Source organism: Mesorhizobium prunaredense, from assembly GCF_900156895.1.
GTDB classification, from domain to species: Bacteria; Pseudomonadota; Alphaproteobacteria; order Rhizobiales; family Rhizobiaceae; genus Mesorhizobium; species Mesorhizobium prunaredense.
Genome location: NZ_FTPD01000067.1, coordinates 282,775 through 301,845 on the forward strand (window position 1 = coordinate 282,775; position 19,071 = coordinate 301,845).

Annotated in this window: 14 protein-coding genes; 6 read left to right on the forward strand and 8 right to left on the reverse strand. The window is 64.7% G+C overall.

From position 1 onward, the window contains the following. Positions 1-19: 19 nt before the first annotated feature. From BQ8794_RS30690 to BQ8794_RS30705, 4 genes are read left to right on the forward strand one after another with little or no spacing between them, the layout of a single operon-like run. Complete coding sequence (locus BQ8794_RS30690) at positions 20-1,567, forward strand: sugar ABC transporter ATP-binding protein (protein ID WP_077382971.1); 1,548 nt, start codon at positions 20-22, stop codon at positions 1,565-1,567. Further along, a complete protein-coding gene (locus BQ8794_RS30695; RefSeq protein ID WP_077382974.1) occupies positions 1,564-2,544 on the forward strand; it encodes an ABC transporter permease in 981 nt (326 codons plus the stop codon). Before BQ8794_RS30690 ends, BQ8794_RS30695 begins: the two co-directional genes overlap by 4 nt. After that, the gene (locus BQ8794_RS30700; RefSeq protein ID WP_077382978.1) at positions 2,541-3,527 is read left to right on the forward strand and encodes an ABC transporter permease; all 987 of its coding nucleotides are present in this window, start codon (positions 2,541-2,543) and stop codon (positions 3,525-3,527) included. Before BQ8794_RS30695 ends, BQ8794_RS30700 begins: the two co-directional genes overlap by 4 nt. Positions 3,528-3,535: 8 nt before the next feature. Further along, positions 3,536-4,084 (forward strand): gluconokinase, encoded by a 549-nt coding sequence (locus BQ8794_RS30705; protein WP_425293598.1) that lies wholly within the window; start codon positions 3,536-3,538, stop codon positions 4,082-4,084. 40 nt (positions 4,085-4,124) lie between these two features. Here the strand turns inward: BQ8794_RS30705 and BQ8794_RS30710 are convergent, their stop codons facing one another. Continuing rightward, entirely contained in the window at positions 4,125-4,574 is a 450-nt protein-coding gene (locus BQ8794_RS30710; RefSeq protein ID WP_027154320.1) for an RrF2 family transcriptional regulator, read from the reverse strand. Positions 4,575-4,825: 251 nt separating this feature from the next. Continuing rightward, the gene (locus tag BQ8794_RS30715; RefSeq protein ID WP_077382984.1) at positions 4,826-5,812 is read right to left on the reverse strand and encodes a sulfate ABC transporter substrate-binding protein; all 987 of its coding nucleotides are present in this window, start codon (positions 5,810-5,812) and stop codon (positions 4,826-4,828) included. Positions 5,813-6,087: 275 nt separating this feature from the next. Here BQ8794_RS30715 and BQ8794_RS30720 point away from each other — a divergent pair, with 275 nt between their 5' ends. After that, the gene (locus tag BQ8794_RS30720; protein WP_143744773.1) at positions 6,088-6,381 is read left to right on the forward strand and encodes an antitoxin; all 294 of its coding nucleotides are present in this window, start codon (positions 6,088-6,090) and stop codon (positions 6,379-6,381) included. Beyond that, positions 6,381-6,779: a type II toxin-antitoxin system VapC family toxin gene (locus BQ8794_RS30725; RefSeq protein ID WP_077382989.1), complete on the forward strand. Its 399-nt coding sequence runs from the start codon at positions 6,381-6,383 to the stop codon at positions 6,777-6,779. Before BQ8794_RS30720 ends, BQ8794_RS30725 begins: the two co-directional genes overlap by 1 nt. A 13-nt stretch (positions 6,780-6,792) precedes the next feature. Here BQ8794_RS30725 and BQ8794_RS30730 read toward each other — a convergent pair whose 3' ends face one another. From BQ8794_RS30730 to BQ8794_RS30755, 6 genes are all read right to left on the reverse strand, one after another. Beyond that, the gene (locus tag BQ8794_RS30730) at positions 6,793-7,833 is read right to left on the reverse strand and encodes a sulfate/molybdate ABC transporter ATP-binding protein (protein ID WP_077382992.1); all 1,041 of its coding nucleotides are present in this window, start codon (positions 7,831-7,833) and stop codon (positions 6,793-6,795) included. A 16-nt stretch (positions 7,834-7,849) separates the two neighbouring features. After that, positions 7,850-8,734: a sulfate ABC transporter permease subunit CysW gene (gene cysW, locus BQ8794_RS30735; protein WP_077382995.1), complete on the reverse strand. Its 885-nt coding sequence runs from the start codon at positions 8,732-8,734 to the stop codon at positions 7,850-7,852. Next, complete coding sequence (gene cysT, locus BQ8794_RS30740) at positions 8,727-9,578, reverse strand: sulfate ABC transporter permease subunit CysT (protein WP_077382998.1); 852 nt, start codon at positions 9,576-9,578, stop codon at positions 8,727-8,729. The genes cysW and cysT overlap by 8 nt, the downstream gene beginning before the upstream one ends. 32 nt (positions 9,579-9,610) lie before the next feature. Then, positions 9,611-10,639 carry a sulfate ABC transporter substrate-binding protein gene (locus BQ8794_RS30745; protein WP_077383001.1) on the reverse strand — a complete coding sequence of 343 codons (1,029 nt, stop codon included), beginning with the start codon at positions 10,637-10,639 and terminating at the stop codon, positions 9,611-9,613. Between the two features lie 427 nt (positions 10,640-11,066). Further along, positions 11,067-13,157 carry a penicillin-binding protein 1C gene (pbpC, locus tag BQ8794_RS30750; RefSeq protein WP_143744775.1) on the reverse strand — a complete coding sequence of 697 codons (2,091 nt, stop codon included), beginning with the start codon at positions 13,155-13,157 and terminating at the stop codon, positions 11,067-11,069. 213 nt (positions 13,158-13,370) lie between these two features. Beyond that, positions 13,371-18,851 (reverse strand): alpha-2-macroglobulin family protein, encoded by a 5,481-nt coding sequence (locus BQ8794_RS30755; protein ID WP_077383005.1) that lies wholly within the window; start codon positions 18,849-18,851, stop codon positions 13,371-13,373. Between the last annotated feature and the right edge of the window lie 220 nt (positions 18,852-19,071).

Consider the following 19,071-nt stretch of genomic DNA (forward strand, 5'->3'; position numbering starts at 1 on the left):
AGCGCCTTGGGAGGGGCCGATGGACGGTGCGGTTCCGCTCTTCCGCATGGAAGGCATATCCAAGCGCTATGGCGGCGTGCGGGCGCTGGAAAAGGCCGAGCTGTCCGTCACGCCAGGCAGCATCCACGCCGTCCTCGGTGAAAACGGCGCCGGCAAATCGACACTGATCAAGGTCATGGCGGGCGTCGTCGCGCCTGACGAAGGCCGCATGATGCTGGACGGCAGCGAGGTGACCTTCGCCTCGCCGGCTGCCGCCAACCAGGCCGGCATCGTCTGCATCTTCCAGGAGCTGTCGCTCGTTCCCGAACTCAGCGTCGCCGACAATATCGTCATTTCCGATCCGCCGAAACGCTTCGGCATGATCGACCGCAAGGCGCAGCGCCGCATCGCGGAAGAAGCCCTGGCTCGTGCAGGCGCCGCCGACATCCACCCGCTGGCGCTGGTCAAGGACCTTCCGCTTTCAAGACGGCAGATGGTCGAGATCGCCAAGGCGCTGGCACGCAAGCCGCGCATCCTGATCCTCGACGAGGCGACCTCGGCGCTGACCGCGGCCGACGTCGCCAAGATCTTCGGCGTGCTGAAGCGGCTGCGCTCGGAAGGGCTGGCGCTGCTCTACATCTCGCACCGGATGAACGAGATCGCCGAGCTTGCCGACCAGTGCACGGTGTTTCGCAACGGCCGCAATGTCGCAAGCTACAAGGCAGGCTCGAAGAGCGACAACGAAGTCGTCGAGTTGATGATCGGGCGCGAATACAGCCACATCTTTCCGCCGAAGCCGGTGCGTGCACCGGCCACCGCCGCTCCCGTGCTGGAGGCGCGAAAACTGTCGTGGACCGACCGGCTGGACAATATCTCACTCACGGTCGGCGCAGGCGAAGTCGTCGGCCTCGGCGGTCTCGACGGCCAGGGTCAGCGCGAATTGCTGCTCGCCTTCTTCGGCGTGCTGCGCGGCCTGTCCGGCCAGATATTGATCGACGGCAAGCCGGTCGCCATCGCCAGTCCGGCCGCCGCGCGCGGTGACCGGATCGGCATGGCGCTGATCCCGGAGGACCGCAAGACGGAAGGCCTGATGCTGCCGATGACGGTGCGCGAGAACCTCTCCTTCGCGGCACTCGACCGGCTGTCCAGGGCCGGCATCATCGATCGTGCCGCCGAGCAGCGGCTGATCGACGACATGGTCGGTCTGCTGGCGATCAAAACGGCGGGTCTCGACATTCCGGTCGGAGCGCTGTCCGGCGGCAACCAGCAGAAGGTCGTCATCGCCAAATGGCTGATGCGGCAGCCGCGCATCATCCTGCTCAACGATCCGACGCGCGGCATCGATGTCGGCACCAAGCAGGAACTCTATCAGCTGATGCGCAAGCTCGCCGATCAAGGTGCGGCGATCCTGTTTTACTCAACCGACTATGACGAGCTGATCGGCTGCTGCGACCGGGTGCTGGTGCTCTATGACGGAGCGGTCAAGCGCGAGCTGGTCGGTCCCGAGATCACCGAGCGGGCGCTGATCGCCAGCGCGCTCAACATCCATGGCGAAGAGATGCCCGTTAGCCTGGGAGCGGACGCGTGAAGGATTGGCGCTACTGGCTTGCCGAACAACGCGGAACGCTGCTGGCCTTCGGCATCTTCATCGTAATGTTCACGATCTACACCTCGAACCATCCGGCGGGCTTCACCGCCAATGTCGTGCAGACGGCGTCGAACAAGGGCGTGCTGCTCGCCTTCGTCGCCATGGCGCAGACGCTGGTGGTGATCACCGCAGGCATCGACCTTTCCGTCGGCATGATCTTCACGCTGACCAATTGCCTGGCCTCGTGGCTGGTCATCGGCACCGGCATCGAGACCGCCTTCGGGGTCGTGGCGGTGCTCGGCACCGGGCTGCTGTGCGGCGCCATCAACGGCGCCATCGTCATCTATGGACGGCTTCAGCCGATCGTCGCCACCATTGCCACCGGCGCGGTCTATTTCGGCATCGCGCTGCTGCTAAGACCCTTTCCGGGCGGTTCGGTCAACGAGGATCTCGCCGACGCCCTGACCGGGCGCCTGTTCGGCGTGGTCCCGGCGAGCCTGGTCGTGCTTTTGGCCGTCGTGCTTTTGGTCTGGGTGCCGTTCAGCCGCTCCGTGCTCGGTCGCGCGGCCTATGCGGCGGGATCGTCGGAGATGGCGGCCTACATGTCCGGCGTGCCGATCCGGCGCGGCAAGTTCGCCGCCTACGCGCTCGGAGGGCTGCTTGCCGCGATCGGCGGGCTGTTCCTGACGTTCTTCACCTATACCGGCGATGCGGCCTATGCCAGCGGCAATGCCTACACGCTGTTTTCCATAGCCGCCGTGGTGCTCGGCGGCGTGTCGCTGTTCGGCGGCAAGGGCAGCGCCATCGGTGCGATCTTCGGCGCGCTCGCCTTCCGCACCATCGGCGACCTGCTGTTCGTCTTCGATTTCGATCCGCTCTGGCAGCCGCTGTTCCAGGGTGTCATCCTGCTGATCGCGGTCAGCCTCGGCGCCTTCGCCCTGTTCCGGGTCCGCAACCGGCTGGAGTGGTTCCTGTGAGCGAGACGACTATCGGCGGCATTGCCGGCCGCATGCCGAAATTCATCCGCCGCGCCGATCCGGCGGTGTTGACCGCCTTTGCCTGCATCGTGCTGCTGCTGTTTGTGGGCAGTCTCTACTCACGCAGCTTCCTGTCGCCTGAATATCTGCTGCAGCAGCTCAAGGTGGCTTCGTTTCTGGGCGTCATCGCCACCGGCATGATGCTGGTCATCCTGCTCGGCCAGATCGACCTGTCGGTGCCGTGGTCGGTGGCGGTGGGCGCGATGATGGCCAGTGCGATGGCGGCCTTCGGGCCGGTTGGCGTGGCGCTTGCGATCCCGTTCGGCATTTTCTGTGGGGTGCTGATCGGCATCGTCAATGGCATCGGCGTCGCTTATCTGCGCATCCCCTCGATGATCATCACGCTTGCCACCAACGCCGTCGCGCAAGGGCTGATGGTGGTCTACACGGGCGGGTTCTCGCCGCAGGATTCGGCGACCCGGGCGATGCGCTATCTGGCGACCGGCTTTGCCATTCCGGGCGTGCCCAACGCCGTCATCATCTGGGCGCTGATCGGTGCCGCGATGGTGTTCGTGCTGACCCGCACCGGCTTCGGCCGCGCCGTCTACGGCATCGGCAATCGCGAGCGCGCCGCCTACCTCTCCGGCATCGACACGCGGCGCGTGGTGATGATCGCCTTCGCCGTGTCCGGTGGGCTCTCGGCCTTTGGCGGCGTGCTTCTGGCCGGCTATGCCTCCAAGGCGGCACAGTCGATGGGCGACGCCTATCTCCTGCCGTCCATCGCCGCGGTGGTGCTCGGCGGCACCTCGATCCTCGGCGGGCGCGGCTCCTACCTCGGCACGGTCGCCGGCGTCATCCTGATCACGCTTTTGCAATCCATTCTTTCCGTCATGCAGATGCCGGAGGCGGGGCGGCAGATCATCTATGGCGTCGTCATCGTCGCCATGCTTTTGCTTTATGGCCGCGCGCCGGCAAGCCGCTGATCCGCATCGTGGACGACAAGGCAGCATACGTACAGAGGGATCCGGTTCGGTCCGCACCGGCCGTCGTCGTGATGGGCGTCGCCGGCTGTGGCAAGTCGGCCGTCGGCGAAGCGCTGGCGGCGGCACTTGGCGCCGTCTTCGTCGAGGGCGACAGGCTGCACCCGCCGGAAAACGTCGCGCGCATGGCAAGCGGCGAGCCGCTGACCGACGCATTGCGCGAAGGTTGGCTCGACGCGATCGGCCGGCGCATTGCCGGACCGGTCGGCGACGGGCAAGCCGTCGTCGCCGCCTGCTCGGCGCTCAAGCGCAGCTATCGCGAGCGTCTGCGCGGTTTTTGCCAGGATATCGTTTTCCTCTATCTGGAAATCGATCCGGCGACCGCAAAGCAGCGCGTCGGCTCCCGCCAGGACCATTTCATGCCGGCAAGCCTGGTCGACAGCCAGTTCGCCACGCTCGAAGCGCCGGCAGCCGACGAGAACGCATTGACGCTCGATGCGACGCGCCCGATCGCCGAGATTGTCGGCGATGCCGTGAGTCTGGTCGAGGCGAATTCGTGAAGGGGGGTCGCTGGCGCGGATCCGCCTCAGCGGCGCCAGATCAGATCTGTGACGTCAGTTCGACTGGAAAATCGTCATTGTCGGCGTCGCGCATGGCGGCGAGGCTGCGATTGTCCAGCACCTCGGCGATCGCATGGCGCACCTCCAGCATCATGTTCCGGACCTGGCATGTCGCCTCGTCGCAATCATCGCAGCGCTGATATTGGGTACGGCTGGCGCAAGGGATCGGCGCCAGCGGCCCGTCGAGGACGCGCACGACATGGCCGATCTTGATCTCGGAGGCCGGGCGGGCGAGGCGATAGCCGCCTTCCTTGCCCTTGCGGCTCTGGACGAAGCCGGCATTGCGCAATTCGCCCAGAATGGCATCCAGGAATTTCTTCGGGATGTTGTTGGCGACCGCAATGTCGTTGACGAACGCAAGCTGGCCGACCGGCAAGCCTGACAGATGCACGAGGGCCTTGAGGCCGTATTTGCCTTTTTTGGTAAGCATGCCCGATTCAGTTCATGAAAACCCCAACCGCCCGCATCTGGCGGTTGTTTGTGTGCAAATCATGACGTTTTGTCGCGCGACGCAGTTTCGCGAAACAAGCCGTCCGATGGCACAGTAGGCACAAACACGTTGATTGTTCGTGACGTTTTGGACGGCGCGCTGGGAACGTGCGGGAAATCACCTGTCCGGAGCGCGAAAACGAAGAAAGCCGGCAAAAGCCGGCTTTCCATCGATTTCGAAGATCGCTTGGCTCAGCGGCTGCCATAGGTCTGGTCGAGCACTCCGCCGGCGGCGAAATACTCGGCCTGGATCTTGGCCCAGCCGCCGAAGACATCTTCCACCGTCAGCAGCCGGACATCGGGAAACTCGGCCTTGTATTTGGCGGCGACCGCCGCGTCGCGAGCCCGCAGGCCGTTGCGGGCGGCGATGTCCTGGCCTTGCGGCGTGTAGAGGAAGTCGAGATAGGTCTTGGCGAGGTCACGCGTGCCATGCTCGTCGGCGACCGTGTCGACGATCGCCACCGGAAACTCCGCCAGCAGGCTGACCGAAGGCGTCACCTGCTCGAACTTATCATCGCCATACTCCCTGCGGACGCCGCGCGTTTCCGACTCGAAGGTGATCAGCACGTCGCCGATCTCACGCTGCACGAAGGTGGTGGTGGCGGCGCGCCCGCCAGAGTCGAAGATCGGCACGTTGTTGAACAGCTTGGTGACGAATTCCTTCACCTTGGCGTCGTCGCCCTTGAAGGCCTCCTTGGCATAGGCGGTAGCCGCCAGATAGGTGTAGCGCGCATTGCCCGAGGTTTTCGGATTGGGGAAGATCACCTGCACGTCGTCGCGCACGAGATCGTCCCAATCCTTGATGTTCTTCGGGTTGCCGGCGCGCACCAGGAAGGACGGCAGCGAATAGAAAGGCGAGGCGTTGTCGGGGAAATCCTTCTGCCAGTCGGCGGAGATAAGACCCTTCGAGACCAGGAAGTCGATGTCGATGACCTGATTGAAGGTGACGACATCGGCGCCGAGGCCCTCGGCAATGGCGCGCGCTTGCGCCGACGTCCCGGCATGCGACTGATCGATGGCCACGCCGGGGTGCTCTGATATGAAGGCCTTGTTGACCTGCGCAAACAGTTCGCGGCCGACATCATAGGACGAATTCAGTAGTCTATCGGCCGACCAGGCCTGGGAGGATGCCAGGAACAGGCCCGCCAATGTGGCGACGCCAAGCAAAATTCGCTTCATGAAAACAGAACTCCAATGCAGTGCACCTATTGCCGAACCATAGCGGCAAGGCATGGTGGCCGACGAGACACGAAGGACGGCTGTGTTACATTGTCCCTAGAAAATCATTCCTACTCGGTGGCGTCTTTAGGATTTTCTTTCAAAGCAGAGGCTTCGAGGCATCTAGGCCACCGGTGTCCGGCCGGCCCATGTGTTGGCAAACGATGTGTTGGCGGACGATTGCATCATGGCGTAATCTGGCATATACAATTGGTATATACAAAGGAGCCGTCGCCGTGTCCCAGCGCCGCCATTCAACAACACCACCGAAAGAAGCAGCAACGCCACAGAAAGAGGCGAAGCTGTTTCGCAACAATCGCAGCCAGGCGGTGCGCATTCCTGTCGAGTTCGAGCTCCCCGGCGAAAAGGTCTTGATCAGCCGTGAAGGCGACCGCCTGGTCATCGAGCCGGTCCGCAAACCTGGCCTCTCGGCGCTGCTCGCGCACTGGGCGCAAGAACCGCCGCTCGGTCCCGAGGACGACTTCCCCGAATTCGACGATATACCTGTCAAATCCGAGGAATTTTTTTAATGCGGTTCATGTTGGACACCAACATTATCAGCGACATGATCCGAAACCCGGCGGGCAGAGCCGCCAGCGCCGTCCTGCGCGTGGGAGAGGACGCCGTGTGTACCAGCATCGTGGTCGCCTCGGAACTGCGATATGGCTGCGTCAGGAAGGGATCGGCCAAGCTGCTCAAGAAGGTCGAGGAATTGCTGGCCGAAATTCCTGTCTTGCCGCTCGATGTGCCGGTGGATGCCAAATACGGCGCGATTCGCGCCGAGTTGGAACGCATCGGCCGGACCATTGGCCAAAACGACCTTTTTATTGCTGCCCACGCCTACGCACTGGACACGACCCTGGTGACCGCCAACATGGGAGAGTTCAACCGGATCAAGGGCCTGAAGGTCGAGAACTGGCTGGCGTAGGAGGGATAGGGGATCAAGCAGCCGGAAAAAGCTTCCAGCGCCGCGGCCTGAACGCTACCCGGGTCTTCTGCGCCGCCGGATGGTCGACGGGCAGCTCGATCTCGACCCGCTGGCGCTCGCCGCCGATTTCGAGCTCCACCCGTCTGGTGCCGGCGACGCGGCGGCTGGCGGCGACCGTACCGGCGATGCAGCCATTGCATTCGTCCACCAGGTCGACATCGTGCGGGCGGAAGAACAGCGTTGCCTCGCCCCGCGGCGCCTGCGGCGCAGACAGCCCGATCGGGCGGTCGGCGATCCAGACCTGGCCGTCCTCGACCTTGACCGGAAGCGCGCTCGATTCACCGATGAAGCCGTAGACGAAGGGCGAGTTCGGCGTGTCGTAGATTTCGTCGGCGGTGCCGACCTGCTCGATGCTGCCCTGGCTCATCACCACGACGCGGTCGGCAAGCTCGAGCGCTTCTTCCTGGTCATGGGTGACAAAGACCGTGGTGTGGCCGGTGGCGTCGTGGATGTCGCGCAGCCAGCGGCGCAATTCGCGGCGGACCTGGGCGTCGAGCGCGCCGAACGGCTCATCGAGCAAAAGCACGGCCGGTTCGATCGCCATCGCGCGGGCCAGCGCCACGCGCTGGCGCTGGCCGCCCGAAAGCTGCGCCGGATAGCGCTTTTCCAGGCCGGAAAGCTGGACGAGGTCGAGAAGCTCTGAGGCACGGCGGCGGATTTCCTGCGCCGACGGCCGTGACGCCCCATGCCGAACTTTTAAGCCGAAGCCGATATTGTCGGCGACCGTCATATGGCGAAACAGCGCATAATGCTGGAAAACGAAGCCGACATTGCGCTCCTGGATCGACTTTTGCGACGCATCCTCCTCGCCGAAGAAGATCTTTCCTTTCGTCGGCCGCTCCAGCCCGGCTATCAGCCTGAGCAGCGTCGTCTTGCCGGAGCCGGAAGGCCCGAGCAGCGCGATCAGTTCGCCGGACTTGATGTCGAGCGAAACGTCGTGGAGCGCCGGAAACCGTTCAAACTCCTTGCGCACGTTGGCAACGCGAACTTCCATCAACCGTCCCTTTGTTTCAATGTCCGCGCGTCGCGGCGATCTCGGCGCCGTAGCGCATTTCGAGAAGTGTTTTCAAGACCAGCGTGACGAGCGCCAGGCCCGCAAGCAGCGAGGCGACGGCGAAGGCGGCTGCGGCATTGTATTCGTTATAGAGGATTTCGACATGCAGCGGCATGGTGTTGGTCAGTCCGCGTATGTGGCCCGACACGACGGAGACCGCGCCGAACTCACCCATGGCGCGAGCATTGCACAACAAGACGCCGTAGAGCAGCCCCCATTTGACGTTGGGCAGCGTCACGTACCAGAACGCCTGCCAGCCATTGGCGCCGAGCGACAGCGCCGCCTCCTCGTCGCCATTGCCCTGTTCCTGCATCAAGGGGATCAGTTCACGAGCGACGAAGGGGAAAGTGACGAAGATGGTGGCGAGCACGATGCCCGGCACGGCAAAGAGGATGACGATGCCATGCGCCTTCAGCCAGGCACCGAGCAGGCCTTGCGCGCCGAACAACAGCACATAGACCAGCCCGGAAATGACCGGCGATACCGAAAACGGCAGGTCGATGAGCGTGGTCAGGAAAGCCTTGCCCTTGAACTCGAACTTGGCGATCGCCCAGGCGGCGGAGACGCCGAAGACAATGTTGAGCGGCACCGAGATCGCCGCCACCAGCAGCGTCAGGTGGATCGCCGAACGCGTGTCGGGATTGGTCAGCGCCTCGGTATAGGCACTGAGACCCTTTGCGAAGGCTTCATTGAAGACGACGATCAGCGGCAACAGCAGGAAAATGCCGAGGAAGGCAAAGGTCACGATCATCAGCACGGCTTTCGCCGGGCGGCTTTCGGTCACTGCCGCCGACTGGCTTTCGTGGTGCAGTGCGTAGGATTTGATCTCCGGATCAGCCATAGCGCTTGCGGCTCCACGTCTGCACCAGATTGATGACCAGCAGCATCACGAACGACAAAGCGAGCATGATCGCCGCGATCGCGGTCGCCGCCGCATAATTGTATTCCTCGAGCCTGATGACGATCAGAAGCGGCGCGATCTCGGATTTGTAGGGCAGGTTGCCGGCGATGAAGATGACGGAGCCGTACTCGCCGACGCCACGCGCGAAAGCCAGCGCAAAACCGGTGACGATGGCCGGCGCCAGGCCCGGAAGCAGAACCCGGGCGATGGTCTGGAAGCGATTGGCGCCGAGCGTGGCGGCCACTTCCTCGACCTCCTTGTCGATCTCCTCCATGATCGGCTGGACGGTGCGCACGACAAAAGGCAGGCCGATGAAGATCAGCGCGATGACGATGCCGAGCGGCGTGTAGGCGACCTTGATGCCAAGCGGCGCCAGCAGGCTGCCGAGCCAGCCGTTTGGCGCGTAGAGCGTGGTCAGGGCGATGCCGGCCACCGCCGTCGGCAGTGCAAAGGGCAGGTCGACCATGGCGTCGACGATGCGGCGACCTGGAAAGCTGTAGCGCACCAATACCCAGGCGACGATCGTGCCGAAGACGACATTGACCGCCGCGGCAATGAAGGCGGTGCCAAAACTGATTTCAAGCGCGTTGATGGTGCGGCGGTCGGTGGCGATCGCCCAGAAATCGGCCCAGCCAAGCGCGGCCGATCGCCAGATCAGCCCTGACAGGGGAATGAGGATGATGAGCGTGAGGTAGGCAAGCGAGAAGCCGAGCGTCAATCCGAAACCCGGAATGACGCTCGGCTGTCTGAACCGCCACCCCGCCTTGGCGGGTGCTGTGGTCATGTCGTCCTGATCTAGAATCTAGCTTACTGGGTCTACTGGGCCGGCGTGTAGATCTGGTCGAATATACCACCGTCGCCGAAATGGTAAGGCTGTGCTTTCTTCCAACCGCCAAAAAGCGGATCGTCGATGGTGATCAGCTTGATCTCAGGCAGTTTCGCGAGGTCCTCGGGCGGTACCAAATCCGGCTTCGACGGGCGATAGTGGTTCTTGGCGATCAGCGTCTGGCCTTCCTTGGAGTAGAGATAGCTCAGATAGGCTTCGGCGACTTTTCGCGTGCCCTTGGCATCGACATTGGCGTCGACCACGGCGACCGGCGGCTCGGCCAGGATCGAGGTCGGCGGGTAGACGATATCGAAATTGTCGGCGCCGAACTCGTCGAGCGCCAGATAGGCCTCGTTTTCCCAGGCCAGCAGCACGTCGCCCAGGCCCTTTTGCGCGAAGGTCACGGTCGAGCCGCGCGCGCCGGTGTCGAGCACCGGAACATGCGCGTAGAGGTTGCCGACGAACTCCTTGGTCTTGGCTTCGTCGCCACCATCCTTGGCGGTGGCGTAGGCCCAGGCGGCGAGATAGTTCCAGCGCGCGCCGCCCGAAGTCTTGGGGTTTGGCGTGATCACCTGAACGTCGTCCTTGACCAGATCGCCCCAGTCCTGGATGCCCTTCGGGTTGCCCTTGCGGACAAGGAAGACGATGGTCGAAGTGTAGGGTGCCGAATTGTTCTCGAACTTGGTCCGCCAGTCGGGATTGATCTTCTTCGATTTCGAGACGATGGCGTTGATGTCGCCTTCGAGCGCCAGCGTTACCACGTCGGCGTCGAGGCCGTCGATCACGGCGCGGGCCTGCGCGCCCGACCCGCCATGCGACTGCTGGACGGTTACCGTCTCGCCGGTCTCGGCCTTCCAGTGGGCGGCAAAGGCCTCGTCGAATTGCTTGTAAAGCTCACGCGTCGGATCATAGGACACGTTGAGGATGGTGGTATCGGCAAACGCCAAACCGAGCGTGCCGAACTGGACAGATGTGGCGACCAGTGCGCCGAGCAGTTTCCTGAAATGAGGATTGGACATTTCCGCCTCCGTTGAGATCACCTCAATCTACCGAATTAGTAGAAATTAGATGCATTCAAAGTTGCTTTTTTCGGCCTTATGAAGCAATTTTTCGCTGACTTCCGGCATTACGAAGAAATTCTTTCCTCGCAGCGCTGCTATGCGGATCCGAGCACATGAGCGATCTATCTAGAGACAGGTTGCGCCTCGGCAATGGCTTGAGGAGTGCGAGCGTGTGTTCAGTCGGCGGCGACGAGAAGATTGAAGCGCTGCTTGGAAATGGCTCGCGCGCAAAATTGGCAGGACGACGGCGACCTTGCGGAAGACGAGCTTCGGCATACCCCTCTGGCCTGCCGGCCAGAGGGGGCGCCTCGGAACAGGCATGGGCAAGTATCCTGCTACTCGACGACCTCGCGGAAAGCCAATTCCCTCAATCGCCTGGCGCATTCTATTCAACGAACACTTTCACACTGGCCGCGCGCCCGGCCGCGTCGATCACGGTCAGGGTCGAATAGCCGGCGCAGTCCGGCTGCCAGGTCGCGGTGCGCCGCCGGTCGATGCCGACCAGCGGCTTGCCATTGGCCAGCCAGCGGAAAGGCGCGCGGCCGCCTTGCAGCTTCAGCACCAGTGGCGTGGCGTCGGCGGCGGTGGCGCCGAGATCGACGTGGGCGCCGTCGGGCGGAAAGATGATCGTCGGGGCGGGCTCGGTCGGCGTCGCCTGGACCAGGCCGTCGGCGCCAGAGCCGAAGCGGGCCAATGTGACCGGCAGATCGTCGCGCCTGGGTCTGGTGACGCCAGCCGGCTGGCTTGGCAGCGGCACGGCAGCCAGGCCGGAGCGGACAAAGCCCTCGAACAGGATCGGTGCGGCCGAGACATAGCCGGACAGGCCGGGCACCGCGCCGGCATCGGGACGGCCGACCCAGACGCCCAGCACGAAGCGCCCGTCGAAGCCGACCGACCAGGCATCGCGGTAGCCGTAGGAGGTGCCGGTCTTGTAGGCGATGCCGCGCTGGGCGGCGCCCTCAGGCGGCTTGACGCCCGACAATATGTCGGTGATCTGCCAGTTCGCCTGATCATCGAGGATGGTAGCGGTCGAGCGCTCGGCATTCGCCGGCTCGGTGCCGTCATGCAGCGTGTGTGCCTTGCCGCCATTGGCGAGCCCGGCATAGAGCTGGACGAGGTCGCGCAGCGTCACGCCGACGCCGCCAAGGCCGATGGCGAGACCCGGCGCCTTGTTGACGGGCAGGATCGGTGTGACGCCGGCCTGCCGGAAGCGCGCGAGCAGCCGCGCCGGCCCGACCGCGTCGAGCACACTGATCGCCGGCACGTTGAGCGACAGCTGCAGCGCCTGCCTGATGCTGACGTCGCCCTGATAGCCCATGTCGAAATTCTTCGGCCGATAGCCGAAGAAATCCGTCGGCCTGTCATCGATCAGCGTTTCCTGCGCCACCAATCCCTGCTCGAAGGCGAGCCCGTAGATGAACGGCTTCAGGGTCGAACCGGGCGAGCGGACGATCCTGGTCATGTCGATCCAGCCGGAGCGGCTGGCGTCGAAATAGTCGGCGGAGCCGACTTCGCCGAGGATGTCGCCGGTGCGGGCGTCGGCCAGTACCATGGCGACGGACAGGCGGGGGCCGAGCCTGGTTGCGGCATCCCTGGCCACCTGCTCCAGCCCTTCCTGGACGCTTTTGCGGATCGTCAGCCGCAGCTTCTGGCCGAGGACGGCCCTGGGCAGCACCGCATAAGCGGCATGGGCGGCGAGCGCCGGAAGCGGGCGGCGGCCGGCGGGAACATCATCGAGCGCGGCACGTGCGGCCTCGCGCTCGCCGAGCAGGCCTGATGCGACCATGCGCGTCATCACCCGGTCGCGGGCGGCGTGGGCGATTGAAAGGTTGCGGTCGGGCCGGCGCTTTTCCGGCAGTTGCGGCAGCGCGACGAGCAGGGCCGCCTCCGAGACGGTCAGCCGCTTCGGCTCCTTGCCGAAATAGGCCAGCGAGGCGGCGCGCGCGCCTTCGAGATTGCCGCCATAGGGCGCCAGCGTCAGATAGCGTTCGAGGATCTCGCGCTTGGTGACCCGCCGCTCGATCTGCAGGGCGCGCAGCAGCTGCTTGAGCTTGGAGCCGAGGCTGCGGCTGTCGCGCGGTTCGGTCAGCCGGGCGAGCTGCATCGACAGCGTCGAGCCGCCGGAGACGATACGGCCATTGGTCACGAACTGGCCGGCGGCGCGGGCCAGCGCCAGCACGTCGACGCCTCGATGGTCCCAGAAGCGCTTGTCCTCGTAAGTCACCAGCATGTCGACGAACTGTCTGTCGACCTGATCGAGGCGGGTGGCGAGCCGCCAATAGCCATCCGGCGTGGCGAAGGCCCGCAACAGCTGGCCGTCGCGGTCCTGCACTTCGGTCGATACCGTCAGCGCCGCCGGCAGCGGCGGCGGAAAGGCGCGGTCGAGCTGCCACAGGGTGGCAGCGGCGAGCGCGAGGAAGCCGGCGAGGGAGATGGCCGTGATGGCTGAACGGCGCAGGAATTTTTTGGAGAGCATGGCGCCGCCCCTCATCCGCCTGCCGGCACCTTCTCCCCGTATAGTGACGGGGAGAAGGGAGCTGTCACGGTCCACGGCGGCTTTTCTGCAGCGTTCGAGATTGGCGAAAACTTCGGCGCAGGCCTTTTTCTCCCCGTCACTATACGGGGAGAAATGCCCGGCAGGGCAATGAGGGGCGGCGCCATCGCCATGTTCATGTTCGCCATCTTTGCCTTACGGCGCCTTGACCTCCATCATGCCGGTCGCGGTACGAGCCGAATATTGCGGCCGGTACATGTCCTCGACGGTTGCCGCCGGGTGGGCATAGGTGCCCGGCGTCACCGCACGCACGACATAGGCGAGCGTGATGTTGCGGTCGCCTTCGCCGTCGTTCGGATTGAAAGCAGCGACGAAACGGTCGTCGCGGAATTCGAGATGGGCGGCGTCGGTCTGGGCCAGCCAGGAGAAATTCGACAACTGGGCGCTGGAAACCAGGCCCGGATTGTCGATCTCGAAGCCGGCCGGCAGCAGATCGGTGATCACCAGCCGCGACGGCCATTTGTTCTGCTCGTAGATATTGAGCACGACGACATAGCGTTCGTTCTGGGTCGCCTCTGTGACATTGGCTTCAGTGCCGTCGAGCTTGTAGTAGGTGCGGCCGATGGTGAAGCCGTCGCCGCTGGCCGGCAGCGGCTGGATCGGCGAGGCCACCGTGGTGACGACCGCCTGCAGCGGGTTGCTGCCGGTGTTGGCGACCGTCAGCGGACTGTCGGCAATGTCGCTGCCGGCGATCTGGTCCGAATAGGCGCCGGCATGCGGCGCGCCATTGATGGTCAGCGCGATCGCATCATTGCCGGCCTTCAGGGCACGCGCCGCCAGCAGCATCCAGGACTCGTCCTGCGTGCTGGTCCATCTGACGGCGGCGCGTTCCTGCGTCACCCGCTTGATCAGCGCCGGCACGATCGTCGGCACCGGCTTGGACTCGGCGGCAAGCGCCAGCATCGCCGCGCTGTCACGCAGCGGCGAGCCATAATCGGACCTGTAGTAGTCGTATGCCGAGGTCGAATTGGCCAGTTGCACGGCGGCCTGGAAGGTGGCTTCCGAGCGCTGCGTATCGCCATAGAGCGCCAGGCCCGCCGCCAGTTGGGCGACGGCCATCGGGCTGGTAAAGACTTCGAGCTGGGTGTCGGCATAGTAGCGCAGATCGCCGATCGAGGCTTTCTTGTTGCGGGTCAGAACATAGAGCGCATAGGCGATCTCGCTGCCGCGATCCTTGACGTCCTGGTCATAGCCGATCGCGTTTTGCAGATTGCTCAGCGCTTGGTTCATCGCCAGCGCCGGCACGTCGTATTTCTGCTCGCGCGCCCGGGTCAGGAAGTCGGTGACATAGGCGTCGAGCCACAGGTCGCCGGAGCCCGGGCCCCACAGGCCGAAGCTGCCGGCCGAGGCCTGGTAGCTCAGCACCTTGTAGATGGCGTCCTGGATGCGGCCGTGCAGATCGGCGTCGCTGGCCATGCCGGCGCCCGACGCCATCTCGTTGACATAGAGCAGCGGCATGGCGCGGCTGGTGGTCTGCTCGGCACAGCCATAGGGGTAGCGGTCGAGCGTCATCAGCAGCGACGGCACGTCGAAGGCCGCCGCCTGTGAAACGCCGACGCTGACCGAAGCACCGTCGAGCAGGCTTGCCGCCAAGAGCTCCTTGTCGACGCGCAGCGAGCCGCCATTGCCCTTGAGGTCGACCACCATGCGGGTGGTCACCGGCAATTGCGCCGGGCGCACCGGGACATAAAGCGTCTGCTCGACAGCGGTGCCGTCGGCATGGGCGAGCTTGATGGTGATCGAGGCGTTGCCCGGCGCCTCAGCGATTAGCGGCACCGTCAGCGTCTGCCGCTTGCCCTTGGCCAGCGTCAGCTTTTCGGGCAGGGCGGCACTGCCGGTCGAAAGATTGCCTGTGGTGTCGATCGACAGCGCATAGTCGCCCTCCGGACCGTCGGCGTCGGTGACGTCGAGCCGCATGACGGCCGAATCACCGGGCGCCAGGAAGCGCGGCAGGCCGGCAGTGATCACCACCGGATCGCGCACGATCACGTCGGACTGGGCGTGGCCGACCCCGTCCTCGGTCCAGGCGACGGCCATGACGCGCACGGTACCGTTGAACTGTGGGATGTCGAAGTCGACCCGCGCCTTGCCGTCGGCGTCGAGCTGGACCGGACCGGAGAAGAAGGCGACCAGCTTTTCGGTCGGCGGGCTGCCCTGCGACAGGATGTTGGCGCCGTCGCCGCCGCTGCGCAGCTTGCCGGTCGTGCCCAGCGAGCCGTCGATCAGGCGGCCGTAGAGGTCGCGTACCTCAAGGCCGAGCATGCGCTGGCCGAAGAACCAGGTCTCCGGATCCGGCGCCTTGTAGTTGGTCAGGTTGAGGATGCCGACATCGACGGCCGCGACCATGACATAGGCGTTGGCGCCCGGCTGCACGCCGGCCACCGAAACCGGGATCGACAGCTGCTGGCGCGGCATGGTCTTGTCCGGCGGCGTCAGGCTGACGGCGAGCTTCTTGGAGCCAGGATCGATCTTCAGCCATTTGACGCCGATGGCGCGCGCCGGCATGCGGGTTTCCTGCGCATCACCCGGCCTGAACAGCGTTGCCGTGACATAGGCGCCGGCGCCCCAGTCGTCGCCGACCGGGATGTCGATGGTGCTGCCGCCGGCCGGCACGCTGGCGGTGACGGTCTTCAAGAGCTTGTCGGCGCCGATGGTGACGAGCAGCTCGCCGGCAAAATGCGGCGACACTTTGAGCTTGGCTACTTCGCCGGCCGCATAGCTGTCCTTGTCGAGGGCGATTTCGAGGCCATCGGGCGTTTCGGTGGTGGTGGAGCTGACATACCAGCCGGCGTCGAATTCGTAGCTGGTCGCCGGGCCCTCCGGGTCAGATGTCTCGATCTCGAGCCGGTAGCGGCCCCAGTCGACCGGCAGCGACACGGTGGCCTCGCCGTCGGCGGTCAGGTCGACCTGGCCGCTGGCCACCGACTTGGTGAAGGTGACCGGCTCATAATTCCAGGAATTGCTGGAGCGGTACCATTGGTAATTGCGTTCGACCTTGACCAGCGACCATTGCGCGCCCTGCAGCGCCTCGCGCTTGCCGTCGGGGTCGACGGCGATCAGGCCGAACTTCGCCGTGCCGCCTTGCGGCACCTCGTCGCCGTCGAAATCCGGACGGATGCCGATCATCTGGCCCTGCGGCCGGATGGCGATATTGAGCGAGCGTTCGACGGCGCGGCCGCCGGTCTCGCGCATCCTGACCGTAACCTTGGCGTCGACCAGCCTGGTGGTCGAGGGCAACTGGTCGACGGAAACCGGGAAGGTCGCCTTGCCGTCGTCGCCGACCACCGGCAGGCCGGTGAACGGGGTGACCGACGGTTCCGCCGACTGCTCGTCGGCGAGGCCGAAGGAATAGCCTTTGAAGCGATCCCAGTCGCGGGTGGTCGACAGCGTCAGCTCGCCTTCGAGCGCCAGCCCGGCGGCCGGCGCGCCATAAAGGAAGCGGCCGTCGACGGTAATGTTGGCGGTTTCGCCCTGTGCGATCTCCTGCTTGTCGGAGGACAGGTCGAACTCGATGCGATCCGGCACGAAATCCTCGACCAGGAACATCTGGCTGGCGACCGCCGCTTGCTTGGGGTCGGTGTGGATCGCCACCGTCCAGGTGCCGCGCATGGCGTTGGGTTCGAGCGGCAGGTCGACGGCATGGCCGCCGGCCGATGCGCCGTCGCTGACGATGCGGCGGTTCTCGACGCCGTCGGGACGGGTGAAGATGAAGGTCAGCGGCAGTTTCTCGACCGCCTTGGCGGCGCCGTCGCGGGCAAGTGCTGCGACATGGACGTCCTCGCCGGCGCGGTAGATGCCGCGTTCGGTCCAGGCATAGACGTCGAGCGCGCCTGGCGCGGGACGCCCGGTGACGCCGCGATCGGAAAGATCGAAGCCGGCGCGGCCCATGTCGAGGAAGACGAAGTCGCTGTCGCCCTGCTTGGCTGTCAGCACGGCCGGCACCATGCCGCCGTCGCCGCGCGTCAGTCCGGGGTTGAAGACGGCGCGGCCATCCGCGTCCGTGGTTGCGGTGCCGAGGATCTCGTTGTTCCTGGCCAGCAGCGTCAGTTCAGCACCTGATATCGGCTTGGCGGTTCCGAGCGAACGGGCAAAGACGTTCAGCCCGTCCTGCCCGGTATAGGTCGACAGGCCGATATCGGAGACGACGAACCATTGCGTGGCGCGCGAATCATAGTCGTTGTCGTTCTCGTCGACCGGTTGCGCGGTCAGCACATAGACGCCGGGCTTGCGCTGCGGCAGCGCTTCGTCGACCGGGAAGGAGGTGGTGACTTCCTTGTTCAGGTCGTCGGCGATGTCGAACTGGCCCTGCCAGACCGGCTCGCCCATCTGGTCGGAAATGTTGGAGATGTCGTAGCCGTCAAGCTGGCGCAGGAACTGGTAGCCGGACAGAAGCTGGGTCAGCGAGCGATCGCCGATGCGATAAAGCTTCATTTCGGCGACGCTCATATTGACGGTGACGACCGGGATGCCGCGGCGCGCGCCGGCCGGCAGCACGAAGCTGTCGCCGGTGAAACGGGCGGACGGGGCGCGGTCCTGCACATAGATCGACAGCACCACCGGGGTGGAGATCACCTCGCCGATGGCGGCCGGCAGGCCGGGGCGGAAGGTCACGTCGTAATGCTGGCCGTGCTCGAGCCCTTCGACGCAGATCTGCTTGTCCTTGGCCTCGACGCCCTTGGGGGCGGCGTTGTCGACGGTGACGAATTGCGCGTAGTCGACGCCGGTCTTGACCAGGTCCTCGGAAAACTGCGCGCAGATGCGTGGCGCGCTGGTGTCGGCGTCGACCGTGTGATCGACGACGCGGAAGCCCTTGCGCGCCTTGAGGTCCTGATAGGCGGCCGTGACCCAAGGCGAACTGACCAGCGCGAGGCTCGCTTCGTAGGCCTGCAGCGCCGGCCGAGCGAGGTCGCGGCGATCGAGCCCGTCGCCAAGCAGTGCCAGCGCTTCGGCGCGGGTTTTCGTGGTGCGCAGCAATTTGTAGGCGTTGAAGCCGGCGGAGGTGGCGTTCGCCGGCAGGGTCGACGCCTCGGCGCTGTTGGCGGTCGGCTGCACGGCAAGCGTTTCCCGCGCCAGTTCAAGCCAGAGTTGGCCATCGTCGGGCAATACCGAAACCAAAGCTTCGTATTTTTGAACGGCCAAGCGGTGGTCGCCGGACTGCGACGCTTGCTTTGCCGCCTCCCGCAGCGCCGTCAGCCCTTCGGTGGGCTTGGTGTAGGCCGGGCCGGTGAGCCTGTTGCGGTATTGCTGGGCCTGGTCGGCCATCCAGGCGGGGAAGAAGGCGAGCGCCGGCGGCGCGCCGATATCGGGGTCGCCTTCGACGTTGACGACCTTGCCGGCGACGGCGCCCTTGAAGGGCTTCAACGTGTTATAGTCGGATTTTAGAAAACACCATTTGGCCTTGGGGTTGTAGGTGAAGGCGCGGCAGGCGGGATCGCCGAGACATGTCGTCGTGCACTGATCGAGGCTGACGTTCTGGTCGGATCTGAGATCGAAGCCGAAGTAATCGGAATTGTCCGATGTCACCGCCCGGCGCGCTTCGGCCGCTTGCGCGACACTGCCCCAGGCGAAAAAGAGAAGGAAAAGAATCGACAGACCACGAGCCGCGCGCATTGCCATGACACCCCTCCGGACACTGCTTACGTTACGTCCACGTTACGTCCAGACATGTTCAGGCTTCGGTCCAGCTTGTCAACACAAGGACGCGGCAGGTTCCCGCCTGCCAACGGTTTCCTTTCCGGCCGATGACCGGTAGTACCTCCAATAGGACAGGGATCACGCTTTCTTGCGGCGACGCAGAAGGTGTGAATTCCAAGCCCTGTCCATTTCAGACACTTGG